21 protein-coding genes are annotated in these 20514 nt (G+C 75.1%); 10 read left to right on the top strand and 11 right to left on the bottom strand.

The genetic code is table 11. The features are described from left to right. Positions 1-124 precede the first annotated feature (124 nt). From CELGI_RS02110 to CELGI_RS02125, 4 genes are all read left to right on the top strand, one after another. On the top strand, positions 125-667 hold the full coding sequence (locus CELGI_RS02110; protein WP_013882463.1) for a hypothetical protein: 543 nt from the start codon (positions 125-127) through the stop codon (positions 665-667). A gap of 70 nt (positions 668-737) precedes the next feature. Further along, positions 738-1307, top strand: coding sequence for a signal peptidase I (locus tag CELGI_RS02115; RefSeq protein WP_013882464.1), 570 nt, complete (start codon positions 738-740; stop codon positions 1305-1307). A 35-nt stretch (positions 1308-1342) separates the two neighbouring features. Then, positions 1343-1885 (top strand): hypothetical protein, encoded by a 543-nt coding sequence (locus tag CELGI_RS02120; RefSeq protein ID WP_013882465.1) that lies wholly within the window; start codon positions 1343-1345, stop codon positions 1883-1885. Further along, a complete protein-coding gene (locus CELGI_RS02125; RefSeq protein ID WP_013882466.1) occupies positions 1882-2448 on the top strand; it encodes a hypothetical protein in 567 nt (188 codons plus the stop codon). Before CELGI_RS02120 ends, CELGI_RS02125 begins: the two co-directional genes overlap by 4 nt. 4 nt (positions 2449-2452) lie before the next feature. Here CELGI_RS02125 and CELGI_RS02130 read toward each other — a convergent pair whose 3' ends face one another. Next, the gene (locus CELGI_RS02130) at positions 2453-3280 is read right to left on the bottom strand and encodes an SGNH/GDSL hydrolase family protein (protein WP_013882467.1); all 828 of its coding nucleotides are present in this window, start codon (positions 3278-3280) and stop codon (positions 2453-2455) included. A gap of 57 nt (positions 3281-3337) precedes the next feature. Then, the gene (locus CELGI_RS02135; protein ID WP_013882468.1) at positions 3338-4012 is read right to left on the bottom strand and encodes a uracil-DNA glycosylase; all 675 of its coding nucleotides are present in this window, start codon (positions 4010-4012) and stop codon (positions 3338-3340) included. Positions 4013-4130: 118 nt separating this feature from the next. Between CELGI_RS02135 and CELGI_RS02140 the strand changes: the two genes are divergently transcribed. Together CELGI_RS02140 and CELGI_RS02145 are read left to right on the top strand one after the other, a co-directional pair. Continuing rightward, positions 4131-4433: a DUF3263 domain-containing protein gene (locus CELGI_RS02140; RefSeq protein ID WP_081465315.1), complete on the top strand. Its 303-nt coding sequence runs from the start codon at positions 4131-4133 to the stop codon at positions 4431-4433. A 93-nt stretch (positions 4434-4526) separates the two neighbouring features. Further along, positions 4527-5129 (top strand): LytR C-terminal domain-containing protein, encoded by a 603-nt coding sequence (locus tag CELGI_RS02145; protein WP_013882470.1) that lies wholly within the window; start codon positions 4527-4529, stop codon positions 5127-5129. Positions 5130-5156: 27 nt separating this feature from the next. On the opposite strand, the gene CELGI_RS02150 is transcribed toward CELGI_RS02145, so the two are convergent. Then, the gene (locus tag CELGI_RS02150) at positions 5157-6572 is read right to left on the bottom strand and encodes a glycoside hydrolase family 15 (protein WP_150104639.1); all 1416 of its coding nucleotides are present in this window, start codon (positions 6570-6572) and stop codon (positions 5157-5159) included. A 204-nt stretch (positions 6573-6776) separates the two neighbouring features. Between CELGI_RS02150 and groL the strand changes: the two genes are divergently transcribed. Together groL and CELGI_RS02160 are read left to right on the top strand one after the other, a co-directional pair. After that, complete coding sequence (gene groL / locus CELGI_RS02155; protein ID WP_013882472.1) at positions 6777-8402, top strand: chaperonin GroEL; 1626 nt, start codon at positions 6777-6779, stop codon at positions 8400-8402. 123 nt (positions 8403-8525) lie between these two features. Next, positions 8526-9197 (top strand): SIMPL domain-containing protein, encoded by a 672-nt coding sequence (locus CELGI_RS02160; protein ID WP_013882473.1) that lies wholly within the window; start codon positions 8526-8528, stop codon positions 9195-9197. 18 nt (positions 9198-9215) lie between these two features. Here the strand turns inward: CELGI_RS02160 and CELGI_RS02165 are convergent, their stop codons facing one another. The 5 genes from CELGI_RS02165 to CELGI_RS02185 all read right to left on the bottom strand — a co-directional run bounded on the left by CELGI_RS02165 (position 9216) and on the right by CELGI_RS02185 (position 13829). Further along, a complete protein-coding gene (locus CELGI_RS02165; RefSeq protein ID WP_013882474.1) occupies positions 9216-10439 on the bottom strand; it encodes a pyridoxal phosphate-dependent aminotransferase in 1224 nt (407 codons plus the stop codon). Between the two features lie 9 nt (positions 10440-10448). After that, positions 10449-10715 carry a DUF4031 domain-containing protein gene (locus tag CELGI_RS02170; protein WP_013882475.1) on the bottom strand — a complete coding sequence of 89 codons (267 nt, stop codon included), beginning with the start codon at positions 10713-10715 and terminating at the stop codon, positions 10449-10451. Beyond that, positions 10712-11464, bottom strand: coding sequence for an HD domain-containing protein (locus tag CELGI_RS02175; protein ID WP_013882476.1), 753 nt, complete (start codon positions 11462-11464; stop codon positions 10712-10714). Before CELGI_RS02175 ends, CELGI_RS02170 begins: the two co-directional genes overlap by 4 nt. Positions 11465-11565: 101 nt before the next feature. Beyond that, entirely contained in the window at positions 11566-13107 is a 1542-nt protein-coding gene (locus tag CELGI_RS02180) for a sensor histidine kinase (protein WP_013882477.1), read from the bottom strand. Next, entirely contained in the window at positions 13104-13829 is a 726-nt protein-coding gene (locus CELGI_RS02185; RefSeq protein ID WP_013882478.1) for a response regulator transcription factor, read from the bottom strand. Before CELGI_RS02185 ends, CELGI_RS02180 begins: the two co-directional genes overlap by 4 nt. Before the next feature lie 188 nt (positions 13830-14017). Between CELGI_RS02185 and CELGI_RS02190 the strand changes: the two genes are divergently transcribed. Further along, positions 14018-14758, top strand: a complete 741-nt coding sequence (locus tag CELGI_RS02190; RefSeq protein ID WP_245528150.1) for a type 1 glutamine amidotransferase — start codon at positions 14018-14020, stop codon at positions 14756-14758. 16 nt (positions 14759-14774) lie between these two features. Here CELGI_RS02190 and CELGI_RS02195 read toward each other — a convergent pair whose 3' ends face one another. Then, on the bottom strand, positions 14775-16052 hold the full coding sequence (locus tag CELGI_RS02195; RefSeq protein WP_013882480.1) for an APC family permease: 1278 nt from the start codon (positions 16050-16052) through the stop codon (positions 14775-14777). A gap of 119 nt (positions 16053-16171) precedes the next feature. On the opposite strand from CELGI_RS02195, the gene CELGI_RS02200 reads away from it, so the two are divergent. Next, a complete protein-coding gene (locus CELGI_RS02200; RefSeq protein ID WP_013882481.1) occupies positions 16172-16468 on the top strand; it encodes a hypothetical protein in 297 nt (98 codons plus the stop codon). A 3-nt stretch (positions 16469-16471) separates the two neighbouring features. On the opposite strand, the gene CELGI_RS02205 is transcribed toward CELGI_RS02200, so the two are convergent. Together CELGI_RS02205 and CELGI_RS02210 are read right to left on the bottom strand one after the other, a co-directional pair. Then, on the bottom strand, positions 16472-18112 hold the full coding sequence (locus CELGI_RS02205; RefSeq protein ID WP_013882482.1) for a DNA repair helicase XPB: 1641 nt from the start codon (positions 18110-18112) through the stop codon (positions 16472-16474). Beyond that, positions 18109-20493: a helicase-associated domain-containing protein gene (locus CELGI_RS02210; protein ID WP_013882483.1), complete on the bottom strand. Its 2385-nt coding sequence runs from the start codon at positions 20491-20493 to the stop codon at positions 18109-18111. Before CELGI_RS02210 ends, CELGI_RS02205 begins: the two co-directional genes overlap by 4 nt. Positions 20494-20514 lie beyond the last annotated feature (21 nt).

The raw sequence follows: 20514 nt of genomic DNA on the forward strand, positions 1-20514 counted from the left end.
GCACCTCACCCGCCCCCGGACGCCGCCGGGTTCCGGGGCCTACCTTGCAGGCGCGTCCGGTAGCAGCACCGGGCCGTCGAGTGCGACCAGCCCCCGGTCGCCCGAGCCCCTCAGGAGCCCCCCTATGAGCACGACGACCGTCGACACCGACCGCCAGGACGAGCGCAAGCGCAAGCGCGCCGCCATCATCAAGTTCTCCCTCGCGGGCGCGGCCCTCCTGGGCATCGGCGCCGCCGCGACGTCCGCCGCGTGGACCGACCAGGCCTGGTTCTCCGCGAGCGCGTCGGGTGCGACGTTCGAGCTCCAGGGCAAGAACTTCGCCTCGCCCGCGACGTTCGTCGACGCCGACGACGCGAGCGCCAAGATCGTCATCCCGTCGACCGAGCTCGCGCAGCTGGTCCCGGGCGCGACGCGCACGCTGACGCTCACGATCAAGAACTCCGGCTCGGTGGAGCAGGCCGTCACCGAGGCGCACACGTGGGTGGCCGGCGCCGGCTCGTTCGTCGCGGCGCCGACCGTGGCCGTCTCGGGCGTGCCCGCGGGCACGCTCGCCGCGGGTGCCGAGGCGACCGTGACGGTCACCGTCACCACGCCGACGGACTGGGCCGTGGGCAACCAGGGCAAGTCGCAGGACCTGCAGCTGGTCTTCACCGGCACCAGCGTCTGATCGCGCGTGACGGCCGGCCGGCGTCCCACGTCGGCCGGCCGTCACCCCCGCACACCGTGAGGAGGTCGTCGTGCGTGCGCTGAGGTTCGTCGGGAACGCCGTCCTGTGGCTCGTCGCCGCGGTCGGTCTCCTGAGCATCCTCGCGTGGGGCGCGACGCAGCTGGGCCTGATCCAGCCGCTCGTGGTCATCTCGGGCTCCATGGAGCCGGGGATCATGACCGGGGACCTGCTGATCGACGTGCCGCGACCCACGGACGAGCTCGCCCCGGGTGACGTCGCCTCGATCCACAGCGACGTGACCGGCAAGATCGTCTCGCACCGCGTGGTCGCCGTGACCCCCCTGCCCGACGGCACGTGGGAGGTCCGCATGAAGGGCGACGCGAACGAGACCGAGGACGGCGGCCCGTACGTGGTCGGCGACGAGGTCTGGCAGCCCGCCTGGCAGGTCTCGGGCGGCGGCAGCGTGCTCATGACGCTCACGCAGCCGTCGGTCGCCCTCCCGCTGGGCTTCGCGCTGCTCTGCCTGCTGGCGCTGTCGCTGCTCCCCGCCGCGCCCCGCGCCACCGCTGCGCGCACCACGACGCCCGCCGACGAGGCCGGCACGGCCCCGCACGACGAGCCCGTCGCCACCGCGCACTGACCGCACCCTGACCGCTCCCGAACGCCGGAGGCACCATGCCGAGGACCACGGGCACGAGCGCGCGCGCACGCGCGTCCGTCGCCGTGCGTGCCCTCCTCGCGCTCGGCGCGCTGCTCGGGCTGGGCGCGGTGAGCACGTCCGCGGCGTGGACCGACCCCGCGGTGTACGGCGCGACTGCGTCCGCCGCGTCGGTGGACCTGCGCGTGAGCGCGACGGGCGGCGCGACGTCCACGTACGTCGCCGCCGACACCGCGACCGCGGCCGTGACGCTCACGGGAGTCACGGGCCTGACCCCGGGCACGTCGGTGCAGCGCACGCTGCACCTGTGGAACGCGGGCACGGGTCCGCTCGCGCTCTCGTGGGCGACGACGAACCCGACGAGCCTGGTCGCGGCGTCCTGCGTCACGGTCGGCTACTCGGCCCTGCCCGCCGCGCCGCTCGCCGGCGACCCCGCGGGTGCCGCCGCGAGCCGGACCACCGCGGTGGTCACGCTGACGATGCCCGCCACCGCGCCGGCCGCGGTGTGCGCGAACAAGGCCGTGACGCTCACGGTCGGCGTCCTGGGGACCGCGTCGTGACCGCGCTGGTCCGGCGCCCCGCCGCGTGGGTGGTCGTCCTGGTGGCGGTGCTGCTGACGGCCGCCGCGCTGCTGGGTGGTGCGGCCAGGCCGACGAGCGCGGCCTGGACGAACGCGGGCTTCGGCACCGCGGCCGTCACCACGGGGACGTGGTCCGACTTCGGGACGTGCCGCGTGGTCAACGCGACGTCCAAGGCCGTCGTCGCCGGGAAGCCGTGCACCGTGACGGGCATCCGATGGGCGAGCAACGGCGACGGCAAGCCCGTGGGCCAGCGCACCGACCACCTGTACGTGACGGTCTTTGCGCCCACGGCCTCGACGGGCGGCAACGAGCTCATCGAGGTGACCGCGAACTTCGCCGCGGCCACGGACATCCCGGCCACGTGGGTGTGGTCGACGTCCGGCTACGGCGGGGGCACGCTCGCCGGCGTGGTCCCCGGGTGGGCGTGCAGCAACCTGCCCACCGCCAAGCTGTACGCCCCCGGCTGGGCCGCGGGTGGCGCGGACGTCTACCTGCGCCTCTACGAGAACCGCGCGGGCATGACCGGGCTGGCCTGCTCCTGAGCCGTCAGTCGGCGGTGACCGGCTCGGGGTGCGGGCGCTTGGCGGTCCGCGTGTCGCCCGACGAGCGTCCGCGCAGGCGGCGGGTGGCCCACGGGTAGACGTGCGTGCGGACCCACTGCGCGTCGCCCCGCAGCCGGTCCAGGCGCGGTGCGGGCGGCTGCGGCGCCAGCGGGTCGTCCCAGCGCTCGTCGTCGGGCGTCAGGCCCAGTCCGACGAGCGCGGCCTGCGCCACGCGGGCGTGGCCCTCGGTGGTGAGGTGGATGCGGTCCTCGTGCCACATGCGCCAGTCGAGCAGCGAGCGCATGCCCCACAGGTCGACGACGTGCGCGCCGTGCCGCCGGGCGATCGACCAGATGTGGGCGTTGTACACGCCGACTCGCGAGCGGGTGGCCTTGACCAGCGGGCTCCCGGCGGCGTCCACGCCCGTGCCGAGCAGCACGTCGATGCCGGCGCGACGCAGCCGCACGACCGCGGCCTCGAGGTCCCGCGCGAGCCGGTCGACGTCGGCGGCCGGCCGCAGGATGTCGTTGCCGCCGCCCACCAGGCTCACCAGGTCCGGCTGCAGGCCCATGGCCGCGGGCACCTGGTCGGTGAGGATCGGGCGCAGGAGCCGTCCGCGGACCGCTAGGTTGGCGTACTCGAGCGCGGGCTCACCGGCCGCCTGCCGGCGCGTGGACAGGTGCGCGGCCAGCAGGTCCGCCCAGCCGCGCAGCGGCGCGTCGGGCCGGTCCGGACCGCCGTCCCCGTCGGGCGCGTCCCACAGACCCTCCGTGAACGAGTCGCCGATCGCGACGTAGCGGGTCCAGGGCGGGGTGGTCGGCTGCACCGCCACATTGTGCCTCCGCGCGCCGACGCGGGGCACCGGTTCGGGCCCCGCGCGCGTGGCCCGTCAGGGCAGGCGCCAGTCCACCGGGTCGCCGCCCTGGGCCTCCAGCAGCGCGTTCACGCGCGAGAACGGCCGCGACCCGAAGAAGCCGCGCCGTGCCGACAACGGGCTCGGGTGGGCCGACTCGACCGACGGCACGGTGCCGAGCGCGGGGCGCAGCGCCTGCGCGTCGCGGCCCCACAGGATCGCCACCAGCGGCCCACCGCGCCCCACCAGCGCGGCGATGGCCTGTGCGGTCACGGCCTCCCAGCCCTTGCCGCGGTGCGACGCCGGTGCCCCCGGGCGCACGGTCAGCACGCGGTTGAGCAGCATCACGCCCTGGTCCGCCCACGGGGTCAGGTCCCCGCTGCTCGGGCGCGGGACACCCACGTCCGCGACCAGCTCGTCGAAGATGTTGGCGAGCGAGCGCGGCACGGGCCGGACGTCGGGCTGCACCGAGAACGACAGGCCCATCGGGTGGCCGGGCGTGGGGTAGGGGTCCTGGCCGACGACGAGCACGCGGACCTCGGCCATCGGCCGCGCGAACGCCCGCAGGATCGCGTCGGGTGCGGGCAGGTACGCGCGTCCCGCCGCGACCTCGTCGCGCAGGAAGCGGCCCGCGGCCCGCAGCTGGTCCTGCACGGGTGCGAGCGCGTCCGCCCAGTCCGGTGCGACCAGGTCGCGCAGTGCTCCGTCCACGCGCCGGACCCTACTGCGCGGGCCGTCGCCGGGTGTGCGCGGGAGCGGCGCGCGTGTGGCGCGCGACGCCCGGGCGGGCGAATGACACCGGTGTGGTTCGGGGCCTAGCATGGCCGCCATGGAGTCCGCCGCCCTGCTGACCGAGCAGCCGTCGTCGCCCTCGCCGGCCGATGGGCTGAGCGAGCGGGACGCCGCGATCCTCGCGTTCGAGCGCCAGTGGTGGAAGTACGCGGGTGCCAAGGAGCAGGCGATCCGCGAGCTGTTCGACCTGTCGGCCACGCGGTACTACCAGGTCCTGAACGCGCTGATCGACGACCCCGCGGCCCTCGCGCACGACCCGATGCTGGTCAAGCGGCTGCGCCGGATGCGCTCGTCGCGGCAGCGTGCGCGCACCGCACGCCGGCTGGGCGCCGAGGGCTGATCCACCCTCCCGCACGGGTGACGCCGCGCCGGGACACGCCCCAAACCGCCCTCGTGGCGGGACCAGCCAGCCCGGGCAGATAGCCTTCCTGCCGTGAGCAAGGCCGACTACCCCTACCCGGACGACGAGTTCGACGCGCCCCCGGACCCCACGTCCCCCCGCGGCGTGCACCGCGCGCCGCGTTCGGCGTGGAGCCGATGGTGGCCGTTCCTCGTCATCCCCGTGATCGCCGTGGCCGTGGCCTACGGCGCCGTCACGTACGTCTCGCGGGGGAACGACGCGCCCGCGGCACCCGGGGCGAACGAGGACACGACGACGTCGGCGGCCCCCACGAAGAGCACCACGGGCAAGCCCACGGACAGCGAGTCCGACGAGGCGTCGGCGGAGCCCACCGAGACCGAGGACGCGCCCGAGGCGAACCTGAGCGCTCCCGTCGTCGTCTACAACGCCGCCGGCATCCAGGGGCTGGCGGCCACCGCGGCCGGGAAGGTCGAGGCCGCGGGCTTCACCAACGTCACGGCCGACAACTTCGGCGGGACCGCGCCGGCGACCTCGACCGTGTTCTACGCGACCGATGCGGACAAGGCGACCGCGGACCTGGTCGCGTCGTCGCTCGGGCTCACGACCGTGGTGCTCGACGCCGCGCAGGCGGCCGACGGCATCAGCGTCGTGCTCACGCAGGCGCTCCCGTCCTGACCTGACGCGCGCGCCGCGGGGCGGGCGTCAACGGTCGAGCGCGTCGAGCGCCAGAAGCACGTTGGCGGCGCTCCACGCGAGCGGCGCCACGGCCGCCGGCCGCCCGTCGGCCAGGATCTTCTCGGGGATCGACCCCGAGCCGGTGCGGTGCGCGTCGATCGCGTCCAGCCAGGCCCGGGCCGCCTCGTCGTCGCCGTTCTCGGCCGCGACCCACGCGAACAGCGACGTCTGCGGCGTCCACGTGATGCCGTCGTCACGCCACTGGCCCGCGGGCGCCAGGCCCACCGGGCGCCGCATCTGCGCGGCGGCCGTGACGCGCGCCTCGGGCGCCCCGGGGGCGGGCTGGGCCCAGAACGGTGCGCCGACGAACGCCGCGGCCGCGTCCAGCCCGGCGCCGCCGGGCTGGTCCGCCGCGTACCGCGCGTAGTCCGGCCCGAACCGGGCGACGGTCACGCGGCGCAGGTCGGCCGCCGCGGCGGCGGCCGTGGTCGCGCGCGTCACGTCCCCTGCCGCCGTCAGCACCACCCCCGCCTGCTCGAGGCCCCCGACCAGCGGCGCGACCGTGCCCAGCGTGAGCGCGTGCTCGTCCTTCTCCCAGTAGTCGGGCGACGCCGGCGGCAGGCCGTCCGGGCCGAGCTGCGCGAGCGTGGCCTCCACCGCGCGCGCCACCAGCGGGGTCAGGCGCAGTGCGACCGACGTGCGCACCGGACCCGCCGGCACCTGCGCGAGCACCTGGCCCGCGGCCCACATCGCCCAGCCCTGGCCGTCGGTCTGCGCGCGGCGGTCGTCCGGCGGGCCCGAGCCGTCGGGCAGGTAGCGCGCCTCGAATCCGCCGTCGGCGTCCTGCACGCGGCCCAGGAAGTCCAGGATCTCGAGCGCGTCGGTCAGGTGGCCCGTGCGGGCGAGCGCCACGGCACCGAACGCGGCGTCCCGTGGCCACACGTAGCGCCACCGCGGCGACCACCCGGCGACCAGCGCGCCGTCGGGCAGCAGCAGCGTGCGCAGGTCGAGCAGCGCCGTGCGCGCCATGTCCTCGTGCGGGCCACCCGCACCGGGGACCGTGCCGACCGCGAGCCACGCGCGCTGCTCGTCGGCCAGGGTGCGTGCGGCGGTCAGCCCGGGCGCCGCCTGCCCGCCGTCGAGCACCGCGCTCAGGTGCGCGACGCGCGGGTCGAGCACCCGCGTGCCCTCGAGGTACGCGCCGGCCGTGCCCGCCGGGACCTGCGCGACCGAGCCGTCGGGGGCCAGGCCCACGCCGTCCTGGTACAGCTCGACCACCGCGAACGACGAGCGGGGCGCCTCCTGCGCGACGGCCGGCGCCTCGAGCGCGGCGGGCGGCAGCGCGACCGCCAGCACCGCCCAGGCGGTGCCGCCGCCGACCAGCAGCGCGCGCAGTCGCACCCGGCGCACGCGGCGGGTGGTGCGGGCGTCGTCACCAGGCACGAGCGGCACCCTACCGCGCACGCGCCTTGCACTCCGGGGGGTCGAGTGCTAACCATTGGACTTAGCACTCTCCGGTGGAGAGTGACAGAACCACCCGGCCGTCAGGTGAGACGGCGGGCTCGCGGGAACCTGACCGCGCGGCTCGTCGTCGTCCGTCGCGGGCACCCCCGGCCGACCCGAACCGAACGAAGGATCGCTCGCCACATGGCCAAGATCATTGCCTTCAACGAGGAGGCCCGTCGCGGCATCGAGCGGGGTCTGAACGTCCTCGCCGACACCGTCAAGGTCACGCTCGGCCCCAAGGGCCGCAACGTCGTGCTCGACAAGAAGTGGGGCGCGCCGACGATCACCAACGACGGCGTCTCCATCGCCAAGGAGATCGACCTCGAGGACCCGTTCGAGAAGATCGGCGCGGAGCTCGTCAAGGAGGTCGCCAAGAAGACCGACGACGTCGCCGGTGACGGCACCACGACGGCCACGGTCCTCGCCCAGGCGCTCGTGCGCGAGGGCCTGCGCAACGTCGCAGCCGGCGCCAACCCGATCGCGCTCAAGCGCGGCATCGAGAAGGCCGTCGACGCCGTGACGGAGCAGCTCCTGGCCCAGGCCAAGGAGGTCGAGACCAAGGAGGAGATCGCCGCCACGGCCGCCATCTCCGCCGGTGACACCGCGATCGGCGAGCTCATCGCCGAGGCCCTCGACAAGGTGGGCAAGGAAGGCGTCATCACCGTCGAGGAGTCCAACGCGCTCGGCCTCGAGCTCGAGCTCACCGAGGGCATGCGCTTCGACAAGGGCTTCCTGTCGGCGTACTTCGTGACCGACCCGGAGCGCCAGGAGGCGGTCCTCGAGGACGCGTACGTCCTGCTCGTCGAGTCGAAGATCTCGAACGTCAAGGACCTGCTGCCGCTGCTGGAGAAGGTCATCCAGGCCGGCAAGCCGCTGTTCATCATCGCCGAGGACGTCGAGGGCGAGGCCCTGGCCACGCTCGTCGTCAACAAGATCCGTGGCCTGTTCAAGTCGGTCGCCGTCAAGGCCCCCGGCTTCGGCGACCGCCGCAAGGCGATGCTGCAGGACATGGCCATCCTCACGGGTGGTCAGGTCGTCTCGGAGACCGTCGGCCTCAAGCTCGACACCGTGGGCCTCGAGGTCCTCGGCACGGCGCGCAAGATCGTCGTGACCAAGGACGAGACCACGATCGTCGAGGGCACGGGCGACGCCGCGCAGATCGCCGGCCGCGTGGCCCAGATCCGCGCCGAGATCGACAACTCCGACTCGGACTACGACCGCGAGAAGCTCCAGGAGCGCCTCGCCAAGCTCGCGGGCGGCGTGGCCGTCATCAAGGCGGGTGCGGCGACCGAGGTCGAGCTCAAGGAGCGCAAGCACCGCATCGAGGACGCCGTGCGCAACGCCAAGGCGGCCGTCGAGGAGGGCATCGTCGCCGGTGGTGGCGTCGCGCTCATCCAGGCCGGCAAGACGGCGTTCGAGAACCTCTCGCTCGAGGGCGACGAGGCGACCGGTGCGCAGATCGTGAAGCTCGCGATCGAGGCCCCGCTCAAGCAGATCGCGATCAACGCCGGTCTCGAGGGCGGCGTCGTGGCTGAGAAGGTGCGCAACCTCCCCACCGGCCACGGCCTCAACGCCGCGACCAACACGTACGAGGACCTGCTGGCCGCGGGCGTCAACGACCCGGTCAAGGTCACGCGCTCGGCGCTGCAGAACGCGTCGTCGATCGCGGCGCTGTTCCTCACCACCGAGGCCGTCGTGGCCGACAAGCCGGAGAAGGCCCCCGCGGCCCCCGCCGGCGGTGGCGAGGACTTCGGCGGCGGCTTCTGAGTCACCCCGCTCCACCCGCCGGGCGCTGACGCACCCGGCAGCACGACCCAGGACGGGCCGGTCACCTTCGGGCGACCGGCCCGTTCGTCGTGCGCGGCGCGTCAGTACAGCTAGCCTCGGCGTGTGCAGGAGACCGTCGTCACCGTCGAAGGCCGATTCACGCACCACCACCCCGCGGAGCGCGGCACCGTCACGCTCGCGGTCGGGTTCGAGGGACCCGGCCGGGACGACGTGGTGCGCCGCACGACGCAGGCCCACGCGCGCCTGGTCGAGCAGGTCCGTGCGCTGCACGACCCGTCCGCCGGGCCCGTCACGTGGTGGTCCTCGCAGCGGCTGAGCGTGTGGGGGCAGCGGCCGTGGAACAACCAGGGCAAGCAGCTGGCGATGGTGCACCACGCGAGCGTGCAGCTCGAGGTCAAGTTCTCCGACCTCGCACGGCTGGCCGACTGGGTGGAGCAGGTCGCCGCGCTCGACGGCGTCACCGTGCACGGCGTGCGGTGGGCGCTGACCGATCTGACGCGCCGCCGCCTCGTCGTGGACGCGCGCGAGCGTGCGGTGGCCGACGCCGTGGCGCGCGCCCGCGTCTACGCCGGTGCGCTCGGGCTGAGCGACGTGCGCGCGGTCGCGCTCGCCGAGCCGGGCATGCTGGGCGACCAGAGCCGGCCCGTGCCCGCCGAGGCGGGCATCGCGATGACGCGCGGCGCGGCCAAGGAGGCCGACGGCGGCGGGCTCGAGCTCAAGCCCGAGGACATCACGGTCGAGTCGACCGTCCACGCCCGGTTCGCCGCGTCCTGACGCCGACGGCCCGTCAGGTCACTGGCGGTACGACGCGAGGAAGTTGCCGAGCCGCTCGACCGCCTCGGCCAGGACGCGAGCCTCGGGCAGCGTGACGATGCGCAGGTGGTCCGGGTCGGGCCAGTTGAACCCCGTGCCCTGCACCAGCAGGATGTGCTCGCTCACCAGCAGGTCGTAGACCAGGCGCGCGTCGTCGTGGATCTGGTGCACCTCGGGGTCCAGGCGCGGGAACAGGTACAGCGCTCCGGACGGGCGCACGCACGTGACACCGGGGATCGAGGTCAGGCCGCGCCACGCGATGTCGCGCTGCTCGTGCAGGCGGCCGCCGGGTGCCACGAGCGCCTCGATGGACTGCACGCCGCCCAGCGCGGCCTGCAGCGCGTGCTGCGCGGGCACGTTCGCGCACAGGCGCGTGGACGCGAGCAGCTGGATGCCCTCGAGGAAGCCCTTGGCGTGCTCGCGGGGGCCCGTGACGACCATCCACCCGGACCGGTACCCCGCGACGCGGTACGTCTTGGACAGCCCGTTGAACGTCAGGCACAGCAGGTCGGGCGCGATCGACGCGAGCGGGACGTGCACCGCGTCGTCGAACAGGATGCGGTCGTAGATCTCGTCGGCCAGCAGCAGCAGCGAGTGCCGGCGGGCGATGTCCGCGAGCGCCGCCAGGGTCTCGCGCGAGTAGACCGCCCCGGTCGGGTTGTTGGGGTTGATCACGACGAGCGCCTTGGTGCGCGCGGTGATCAGCGACTCGAGGTGCTCGAGGTCGGGCTGCCACCCGGTGGACTCGTCGCACCGGTAGTGGACCGGCTTGCCGTCGGAGAGCGAGGTCATCGCGGTCCACAGCGGGTAGTCCGGTGCGGGGATGAGCACCTCGTCGCCCTCGTCGAGCAGCGCCTGCATGACCATGGTGATGAGCTCGGAGACGCCGTTGCCCAGGAACACGTCCTCGACGTCGAACTGCGGGAAGCCGGGCTCGGTCTCGTACCGCGTGACCACCGCGCGCCGCGCGGACAGGATGCCCTGCGACTCGCTGTACCCGTGCGCGGTCGGGATCGCGGCGATGACGTCCCGGACGATCTGGTGCGGCGCCTCGAACCCGAACGCGGCCGGGTTGCCCGTGTTGAGCTTGAGCACCGCGTGGCCCTCGGCCTCGAGGCGCGCGGCCTCCGTGAGGGTCGCGCCCCGGATCTCGTACAGGACGTCCCTGAGCTTCGCGGACTGGTCGAGCGCGCGCAGGTGCATGAGCGCAGCCTAGGCGCGTCGTTCCCGCGCGGGGACGCGCAGCCCGCTCGCACGCAGGCGGCGGATCAGCTCGCGTGAGTCCACCGGCACGGCGCCGGCCGCGACGAGCTCGTCGTGCATGCGGTCGGGCACGTCGTAGTGGTCCAGGTCGAACGCGCGCTCCGGGATGCCGGTGCGCGCAGCGAACGCGTGCAGCTCGGCCAGCGAGGAGTCGCTGACCAGGTGCGACCACATCCGCCCGTGGCGCGGCCACAGCGGAGGGTCGAGCAGGATCACGGCTGCGCCGGACCCGCCGCGGGCTGGTCCGAGGCCGCCTGCGCGGCCGCGCGTGCGGAGTCGAGGCACGCGAGCTCCTTCTCGAGGCGCTGCAGCTCGGCCGAGACGTTCTGCCGTGCGGGCTCCTCCCACGCCGCACCCAGCGGGGAGGAGAACAGCGACTTGCGTGCGAGGAGCTTGTGCAGGATCCGGACGCGCGCACGCACGTAGTCCTCGGTGGGCAGGTGCGCGTACTCCGCCCGCACGTCCTTGAGGTACGCCTTGTACCGCTGCGGCTCGGTGGCCAGGACGGCCAGGTCCGCGTCGCACAGCACCGCGCAGTCCGGGTCCGCCGAGTCCGGGCTGTGCCGCACCAGCGCGTTGACCAGCTCGTGCACCCGCTGGGCGTTCTCCTGCGGGACGCCGAGCGCGAGCAGCTCGTCGAACGCGACGCGTGCGCTCGCGGCCTCGTCCTCGCCGCCCTTGTTGGCGTACGCCTTCCGGTCCGCGGAGTCGAAGATCGCCCCGTGGTACCAGGCGGCCAGGCGCACCAGGTGCGGCTCGTGGCTCTCCTCGTCGAGCTCGTCGACCCGGACCAGCACGTCCACCAGGTGCTTGACGTTGTGGAACTCACGGCCCGGGGAGGACCAGCGCTCGAGCAGGCGGTCGCCCGCGGCGCGGATCTCCTCGGGTGAGGCCGTGGCCCCGGCTCCGACGACGTTGCGGACGAAGGCGGGCAGCAGCCACGCAGGCGCGTCATGGACGCCCATGGAGAAACCTCACGACGGCGACAGGGACGGGTCATCGTAGCCCTGCCCGCGCGGCCGTCACCCGTCGGTCCCGGGTCCGGCCGCCCGCACCCGGCGTGCCGCTACGACACGCCGGGCGACGGCGGCTTCGTCGGTGTGACCGGCACCTCCACGCGGACCGTGGTGCCACCGCCGGGCGTCTGCGCGAGCGCGACGTGCCCGTCGTGCGCGGTCACGATCGCGGCGACGATGGCCATGCCCAGGCCCGCGCCGCCCGAGTCGCGCCCGCGCGAGGCGTCCACGCGGTAGAACCGCTCGAACACGCGCGCGGCGTGCTCGGGGTCGATGCCGGGGCCGTGGTCGCGCACCTCCACCACCCCGACGGGCCGCGCGTCGCGCCCGCCGTGCAGGCCGACCGCGATCTCGACCGCTGTCCCCGGAGGGGTGTGCTGCACGACGTTCCCGACGAGGTTGGCGACGACCTGCCGCAGGCGGGCCTCGTCGCCGTCGACGACGACGGGTCCCGTCGGGCCGCCCGGCACGAGCGGCACGATGCGCGCGGTGCGCGTCGGGTCGAGCGCACGCAGGTCGCTGACCGCGTCCGCCGCGACCACGGTGAGGTCCACCGCGTCGTGCCGCAGCGGGCGGCGCTCGTCGAGCCGCGCGAGCGACAGCAGGTCCTCGACGAGGCTGCCCATGCGGGTCGCGGACGACTCGATGCGCCGCATCGTGTCGTCGACCTGGTCCTTGCTGGTGAGCGCGCCCATCCGGTACAGCTCGCCGTACCCGCGGATCGCGGCGAGCGGCGTGCGCAGCTCGTGCGACGCGTCCGCGACGAACCGCCGCATGCGCGCCTCCGACGCGGTGCGCACCGCGAACGCCTGCTCGATCTGCGCGAGCATGCCGTTGAGCGCCTCACCCAGCCGGCCGACCTCGGTGCTCGCGGGCGCAGCCGGCACGCGCTGCGAGAAGTCGCCCGCGGCGAACGCGGCGGCCGTGTGCTCGATGTGCGTGAGGGGCCGCAGCGAACGGCGCACCGCCCACCGGCCGACGAACAGCGCGGCCAGCAGGATCACCGCACCCGAGAGCGCGAGGACCAGCACCATCTGCTCGACGGTCTCCGAGACGTCCGAGAGCGGCAGCGCGATGAGCACCACCCAGTCGGTCGACTCGACCGGGTACGCCACCGCTCGCCAGTGCTCGCCCGTGTCCGACGAGACCGTGAACTGCTGACCGCGTCGCGCCTCGGCCTGCCGGTACGTGAGCGAGGGCAGGGAGGGCGTCCCCCGGTCCGCGAGCGCATCCGCGCGCGGGGCGAACATCGTGTACGGCTCACCGTCCTTGATGAGCAGCCCGTAGTAGTCCGTGGGCGGGCCCTGGGCGTCCCAGTTGTTGTTGAGGGACGCGTTCGCGAGCTGGACGCCCTCGGTGCGCAGCTTGTCGTCGACCTGCTGGACGAGATTGCGCTGCAGCAGCGTGGTCGCGGTGATGCCGGTCAACAGCAGCCCCAGCGCCAGCAGCACGGCCGAGATCGACACGAGCCGCCCGACGAGCGGGACGCCCGACCACCAGCGCCTCAGCACCGTGCGCGACGGCTCACCGGGGGCGACCGGCTCGGCCTCGACCGGCGGCGGGGGGACGGGCCCGGGGTCGGGCCGGGTCACGACATCTCGCGCAGCAGGTAGCCCACGCCGCGCTTGGTGTGGATCAGGGGCGGCAGCCGCTCGCCGTCCGGACCGGTCAGCGAGTCGACCTTGCGGCGCAGGTAGGAGATGTAGGACTCGACGATGTTCGCGTCGCCGCCCCAGTCGTACTGCCACACGTGGTCCAGGATCTGGCTCTTGGACAGCACGCGTCCCGCGTTGAGCATGAGGTAGCGCAGCAGCTTGAACTCGGTGGGGGACAGGTCGATCTCCTGGCCGGCGCGGTGCACCTCGTGCGAGTCGTCGTCCAGCTCGAGGTCGGCGTAGCGCAGCACGTTGTCGCCCTCGTCGTCGGGGCTGGTCCGGCGCAGGATCGCGCGGATGCGCGCCACGACCTCCTCGAGGCTGAACGGCTTCGTCACGTAGTCGTCGCCGCCCACGGTCAGGCCCTGCACCTTGTCCGCGGTGTCGTCGCGCGCGGTGAGGAACAGCACGGGCATGTGCTGGCCCTTCTCCCGCAGCCGCCGCGTCACGGTGAAGCCGTCCATGTCCGGGAGCATCACGTCGAGCACCAGCAGGTCCGGCTGGACGTCACGCGCCAGGCGCAGCGCCGAGCCGCCGTCCGCCGCAGCGTGCACCTCGAATCCCGCGAACCGCAGGCTCGTGGCGAGCAGCTCGCGGATGTTCGGTTCGTCGTCGACGACCAGGAGGCGGGCCTGCGGCTCGGTGGCGTGCGTGCTCATGGCTCGATCCTGCTCCCCTCGGCTGGGCGTTGCCTGAGAAGTCGCTGGGGACCGGCCGCGGGCCTGCGGGGGTCGGCGCGGGACCGACCCGGACGTTCCGGGTGAACCGGAACGGGGCTGGAGTGCCGCGCAGGGCGATGAGCAGCGGGTTTCGGACACGCGTCCTGGTGGCGGTAGCGTCGGGAGGCGTGACCGTTCGACTCACCGTGGTGCAGAGCTCGCCCGACGTCCCCCTGGACCGCTTCGCCGGCTGGTGGAGCGACGCGCACGTGACCGTGCTGCGCGCCGATCTCGGCGACGCCGTGCCCTCGCTCGAGCAGGTGGGCGACGGGCTCGTGGTCCTCGGCGGCCACATGAGCGCCTACGACGACGAGGCCGCGCCGTGGCTGCCCGCGCTGCGCACCCTGATGGCGGACGCCGCGCGTACGGGTGTGCCGACGCTCGGCGTGTGCCTGGGTGCGCAGCTGCTGGCCGTGGCGACCGGCGGGCGCGTGCAGGTGGCGGCGCCTCCCGGGCCCGAGGCCGGCGTGGTGGACATCTGGTGGCGTCCGGAGGCCGCGTCCGACGCGCTCGTCGGGCCGCTCGTGGCCGGCCTGCCCGGCCCTGCCGACCGCAAGGTCACGGCGCAGCCCACGCTGCACTCCGACGCGGTGGTGGACCTGCCCCGCGGCGCGGTGTGGCTCGCGTCCTCCAACCAGTACCCGTACCAGGCGTTCCGCGTCGGTTCGGCGTGGGGCGTGCAGTTCCACCCCGAGGCCTCGACGACGACGCTGCGGGACTGGGCGCAGTGGGACGGCACCGTGGACACCGCCGCGATCCTGGCGGACTACACGGCGCGCGAGGCCGAGGTGACCGCCACGGGTGCGGTGCTCGCCGAGTCGTTCCTGGCGCACGTGCGCCAGGTGGCCCGCGAGCGCGTCACCGCCTGACCGCTCGCCGCACGCCTCAGGCCGCGACGCGCAGCCGGACCAGGCGCACCAGCACGCCGACGGCGAGCACCGCGACGCCGCCCACCACGGCCGCGGTCGGCAGCGTGAGCGCGAGCAGCACGCACCCCGCCGCGCCACCGGCCTGCAGCGCGCGGGGCCAGCGACGGTGCTCGCGCGGCTGGCGCCACGCCGCGAGGTTCGCGATCAGGTAGTACGTGAGCACGCCGAACGACGAGAAGCCGATCGCGCCCCGCAGGTCGACCGTCAGCACGAGCGCCACGACCACGACGCCGAGCACACGCTGGGCGCGCGCGGGCACGCGGTGCCGCGCGTCGACCGCCGCGAGACCGCGCGGCAGGTCGCCCTCGCGGGCCATGGCCAGCGCGGTCCGCCCGATGCCCGCGACCAGCGCGAGCAGCGCGCCGAGCGACGCCGCCGCGGCCCCCACGCCCACCACCGGCACTGCCCAGGCCCAACCCACCGTGTCGACCGCGTCGGACAGCGGGGCGCTCGAGGTGGCGGCGCCGTCCGGGCCGAGCACCGCGAGCACCGTGACGCCGACGAGCGCGTAGAGCGCGACGGCGATCGCGAGCGCCAGGGGGATCGCGCGCGGGATGGTGCGGGCCGGCTCCCGGACCTCCTCGCCGAGCGTCGCGATGCGCGCGTAGCCCGCGAACGCGAAGAACAACAGACCCGCGGACTCGAGCACGCCGCGCACGCTCGTCGTGCCGGCCGACGACCCCGGCGGTGGCCACGTGCCACCGGTCGCGCCCGCGGCGACCACCACGCCGAGGACCACGAGCACGACCAGCAGCAGCCCGGCCGCGACGAGCGCGGTCCGCGTGACCCCGCGGTCCGCGACGACGACGAGCAGCACCACCGCGGCCGCCGCGACGGGCCGCTCCCACCCGGCCGGGGCCACGTACGCCGCGAACGTGAGCGCCATCGCGGCACAGCTCGAGGTCTTCCCGACGACGAACCCCCACCCGGCCACGTACCCCCACCAGGGGCCCAACCGCGCGCGGCCGAACGCGTACGCGCCGCCCGACGTGGGCAGCTCGGCGGCGAGCTGTGCGGTCGACGTCGCGTTGGCGTACGCGACCGCTGCCGCGAGCGCGAGGCCGATCAGCAGCCCTGTGCCCGCGGCCCGCGCGGCCGGGGCGAACGCCGCGAACACGCCCGCACCGAGCATCGCGCCCAGCCCGACGACGACCGCGTCCCGCACGCCCAGCGCGCGGCGCAGCGCGGGGCCGGCAGCCCCCGGGCCTGGTTGCGGCGTCGGGAGGGCAGGCATCCGGCCAGCCTGCCACGCGGCGGCGACGCGTCCTCGTCGGACGGGCGAACGAGCCGTGGCGGGGCGGTTACGGTACGGGCGTGCGTGCCCCGACCCCTGTCCCGCGGAGCGGGTGCTGAGTGCCGTCCTACCGCGTCCGCGCGTTCGTCGGGCTGCTCCGGCCCGGCACGGCCGCGCCCGACCTGCTGCCGGACGCCGTGGCGTTCGCCCGCACGCTCGTCGTGGTCGAGGCGTCCGACGTCGAGGTGGTGCGCGGCCGCGCGCGGGTCACGGTCCGCTACCAGGCCGACGACGACGCGCACGCCCGCCGCGCAGGCTGGGCGGTGCTGCACCACCTGGACGAGCGCGCCGAGATCGAGGGCCGCACGCTCACACGCCGGTTCGGGGCGCGGTGGTACCCGGTGCGCCCCGCCTGACGCTCAGGCCGCCGAGAGGTCGTCGGAGTCGAGGATCGAGTACGCGTAGCCCTGCTCGGCCAGGAACCGCTGGCGGTGCGCCGCGAACTCCTGGTCCACGGTGTCCCGCGCGACCACGGTGTAGAAGTGCGCGGTGCGGCCCGAGGCCTTGGGCCGCATGATGCGCCCGAGGCGCTGCGCCTCCTCCTGCCGTGACCCGAACGAACCCGAGACCTGGATGGCTACGGACGCCTCGGGCAGGTCGATCGAGAAGTTCGCGACCTTCGAGACGACGAGCTTGGAGATCTCGCCGCTGCGGAACGCGTCGAACAGCCGCTGACGCTCCCGCACCGTGGTCTCGCCCGTGATGAGGTCCGCGCCGATGTGCTCGGCGAGCTCGTGCAGCTGGTCCAGGTACTGGCCGATGACGAGCGTCGGCTCACCCTCGTGCTGCGCGACCAGCTGCTCGACCACGCGGTTCTTGCCGCTCGCGGTGGCCGCGAGCCGGTACTTCTCCTCGGGCTCGGCGGTCGCGTACGCCATGCGGTCGGCGTCCGGCAGCGTCAGGCGCACCTCGATGCACTCCGCGGGCGCGATGTAGCCCTGCGCCTCGATGTCCTTCCACGGTGCGTCGAACCGCTTGGGCCCGATCAGGGAGAACACCTCGTCCTCGCGGCCGTCCTCGCGCACCAGCGTGGCGGTCAGCCCCAGGCGGCGGCGCGCCTGCAGGTCCGCGGTCATCCGGAAGATGGGTGCGGGCAGCAGGTGCACCTCGTCGTAGACCACCAGGCCCCAGTCGCGCGCGTCCAGCAGCTCGAGGTGCGTGTAGACGCCCTGCCGCTTGGTGGTGAGCACCTGGTACGTGGCGATCGTGACCGGGCGGATCTCCTTGCGCGCACCCGAGTACTCGCCGATCTCGTCCTCGGTCAGCGACGTGCGCCGCACCAGCTCGTCGCGCCACTGCCGCGCCGAGACCGTGTTCGTCACCAGGATCAGCGTCGTCGTGGACGACTTGGCCATGGCCCCAGCCCCGACGATCGTCTTGCCCGCGCCGCACGGCAGGACCACCACGCCGGACCCGCCGTGGAAGAACCCGTCGACCGCCTGCTGCTGGTACGGCCGCATGGTCCAGCCGTCCTGGTCCAGCGTGATCGGGTGCGCCTCGCCGTCCACGTAGCCGGCGAGGTCCTCCGCGGGCCAGCCGAGCTTGAGCAGGACCTGCTTGAGGTGACCGCGCTCCGAGGGGTGCACGACGACGTCGTGCGCGTCGATCCGCGCGCCGAGCAGGCCCGCGGTGCGCTTGGAGCGCATGACCTCGGCCAGCACGGCCGCGTCGAGCGCGTGCAGCACCAGTCCGTGCACCGGGTCCTGGACCAGCTGCAGCCGGCCGTAGCGCGCCATGGTCTCCGCGACGTCGACGAGCAGCGCGTGCGGCACGGGGTAGCGCGAGTACTCGAGCAGCACGTCGACCACCTGCTCGGCGTCGTGACCCGCCGCGCGCGCGTTCCACAGGCCCAGCGGCGTGAGCCGGTAGGTGTGGACGTGCTCGGGGGCGCGCTCGAGCTCGGCGAACGGCGCGATCGCGCGCCGGCACGCGTCGGCCTGGTCGTGGTCGACCTCGAGCAGCAGCGTCTTGTCGCTCTGGACGATGAGCGGTCCGGTCACGGGCTCTCCTCAGGACGGGGGTCGTCGGCGCGTTCGACGGAGACGATGCGGTGCACGACGACGGTCAGCTCGGCCTCGCGGGCCAGGTCGGCGGCACGCAGCCGCCCGCCCTCGAGGCTCAGGGGACGCAGCAGCCGGCGTTCGGGCCGGCCGCTCGGGCCCACGAGCTCGACCCACACGTCCGCGCGGTCGGCAGCCGCCTCACGCAGCAGGGCCAACGCATCGGCGGGGTCGGCTGTTCCGCGCGTCCCGGGTGCCGTGTCGGCGCCCTGCGCCCCGGCGGACTCGTCCGGCTCGACCGGTGCGGACCGGTCGCCCGACGCGCGCAGCCGCCGCACCAGCGCGAACGTGTCGACGGGTCGCGCGACGACGGGCGCGGGCGCACGGCGCGACCCGCGGCGGCGCGCGCGTCGCACCGGACGCTCGAGGTGCAGCACCTGACCGTCGGGCGTCTCCGCGACCGGCGCCAGGCCGTGCGCGCGCAGCGTCTCGACCACCTCGTGCGTGGACGCCTGCGCGGCCAGGACCGTGGGCGCGAGCTGCAGCAGGCCCAGGTCCGCGAGCCGCGGGTCGTCCGCGAGACCCGCGAGCAGCGCGGGGTCGTCGGCGCGCAGGTACGACGAGGCCGCCCCCGCGCGCAGGCGGCCGTGCCGGCGGGCCGCGTCCCGGACCAGGTACTCCAGCGGCTGGGGCACGCCGCCGCGCGCGTGCGCCGCGAGCCGCTCCAGCAGCTCGTCGGCCGTCATGCCGTCGTCGAGCGCGCCGCGCACCGAGTCCGCGCCGAACCGGACGGTCAGCGCACCGCCGCGGGACTCGACGGTCGCGGTGCGCTCGATCAGCGCCTCGAGCGCGGGTCCGGGCCGGCCCGGCACGATGCCCGTGAGGTCGCCCTGCAGCAGCAGGTCGTCCACCTCCGGGGCCAGCCCGCGGGCGAACGCCGCCGCCGGGTCGGGCGCCTGGTCCGTGCCCGCCGCCGGGCCTCCCGTGCCCCGGCGGGCGTCGTGCGCGGCCAGCAGCAGGCGGCCGGGCTCGCTCAGGGCGCCCGCACCGAGCAGCCCCATCTGGGCCGCCTCCGCGAGCACCGCCTCGATCGCGGTCAGGGGCGGGGCGGACCGGGGGGTCGCCCACGCGAGCGCGTCGACGACGAGCGCCGCGTCCGGCGCCGCGCCGGGCGCGCGGTCCAGCACGCCCAGCACCGCGCGCCGCAGTCGTGGTGCCCACGGGCGCGCGAGCTCGGGGTCGAGCGCCGCGATCAATGAGCCGCGCTCGTCGCGCGTGCCCACCAGCCACGGTGTGCGCGTGGTGGCGAGCCACGCCGAGGCGAGCCCGACCCAGCGCGCGGGCAGCTCGAGCGCGGTCCACGCGTCCGCATCGGTGGTGGGCACGAACGCGGGTGCGTCGTCGTCGTCCTGCGCGAGCAGGCCGGCCGCGAACGCGACCTCGACGACGAACGCCGCCTCGGGCTCGGGGACGTCCAGCGCGGTGGCCACGCGCCGCAGCTCGCGCACCGCGAGCCCGCCCGCACGCAGCACGCCCGGCGGCTGGGCCTCCCACAGCCGCAGCAGCCGCGTCACCAGCCGCACCACGCGCTCGCCGGCGGTCGCGGCCTCGGCGGCGAGCGTCTCGGGGCGGCGCTGCGGCGCGTGCGTCAGATCCGGTGCGGTCGCGACGCCGCGATGCGTGCGTCCGCCGCGTAGCGCGAGCGCGACCGCGCCCGGCAGGATCACGTGCCGCGCGGTGCCGCGGGCCAGCAGCCCGCGCTCCACCAGCAGCGCGACCGCGTCCCCCGCGGTGGTCCCGGGTGCGGGCGCCAGGCCCACGGGCGGACCCCACGCGAGCGCGTCGAGCACCGCGCGCGCTGGTCCGGCCAGCGGGTCGCGTGCGGGCGGCAGCCCGGGCAGACCGTCCGCCGCGTCCGCGGGCAGGTCCGGCGGGCCCGGGACGTCGAACGCGAGGCCCGCGGGATGCGCGCCGAGCAGCTCGGCGAGCCCGGGTGCGACCCGCAGCACCGGTCCGGCCGGGCTGTCGCTCGGGCCGCCGGCGGTGGGGGCGTCCACGGGCTCGTCGTCGCCGGGGTGCAGGAGCGCGAGCGCGAGCGCGTCGTCCACGGCCCGCGCGACCTCGTCGTCCGGACCGCCGGCGATCGCGCGCTGCAGGTCCGTGGTGCGCGCCCCGCCCAGCACCAGCGCCGCCTCGAGCACCTGGAGCAGCACGGCGTCGGCGCCGGCGAGCGCGCGCTCGAGGCTCGCACGCCCCGTCGCGCGCACCGCGAGCGACGTGAGGTTGCCCGGCGACGGCGAGGCCAGGTCCGGGCGCCGCGCGAGCAGCACCGCGAGCTGCTCGTCGGGCGACGCGCGCAGGAACCCGGTGAACGTGGACATCCGCACCACGATACGTGCCGA

Origin of the sequence: Cellulomonas gilvus ATCC 13127 (genome assembly GCF_000218545.1) — a bacterium.
In the GTDB taxonomy this organism is placed as follows: domain Bacteria; phylum Actinomycetota; class Actinomycetes; order Actinomycetales; family Cellulomonadaceae; genus Cellulomonas; species Cellulomonas gilvus.

What these genes read in the sequence shown, in the direction of transcription:
- CELGI_RS02110 (WP_013882463.1), top strand. Translation starts at nt 125, where the DNA reads ATGAGCACGACGACCGTCGACACCGACCGCCAGGACGAGCGCAAGCGC.
- CELGI_RS02195 (WP_013882480.1), bottom strand. Translation starts at nt 16,052, where the DNA reads ATGCCTGCCCTCCCGACGCCGCAACCAGGCCCGGGGGCTGCCGGCCCC.
- groL (WP_013882472.1), top strand. Translation starts at nt 6,777, where the DNA reads ATGGCCAAGATCATTGCCTTCAACGAGGAGGCCCGTCGCGGCATCGAG.
- CELGI_RS02140 (WP_081465315.1), top strand. Translation starts at nt 4,131, where the DNA reads ATGGAGTCCGCCGCCCTGCTGACCGAGCAGCCGTCGTCGCCCTCGCCG.
- CELGI_RS02210 (WP_013882483.1), bottom strand. Translation starts at nt 20,493, where the DNA reads ATGTCCACGTTCACCGGGTTCCTGCGCGCGTCGCCCGACGAGCAGCTC.
- CELGI_RS02120 (WP_013882465.1), top strand. Translation starts at nt 1,343, where the DNA reads ATGCCGAGGACCACGGGCACGAGCGCGCGCGCACGCGCGTCCGTCGCC.
- CELGI_RS02165 (WP_013882474.1), bottom strand. Translation starts at nt 10,439, where the DNA reads ATGCACCTGCGCGCGCTCGACCAGTCCGCGAAGCTCAGGGACGTCCTG.
- CELGI_RS02185 (WP_013882478.1), bottom strand. Translation starts at nt 13,829, where the DNA reads ATGAGCACGCACGCCACCGAGCCGCAGGCCCGCCTCCTGGTCGTCGAC.
- CELGI_RS02175 (WP_013882476.1), bottom strand. Translation starts at nt 11,464, where the DNA reads ATGGGCGTCCATGACGCGCCTGCGTGGCTGCTGCCCGCCTTCGTCCGC.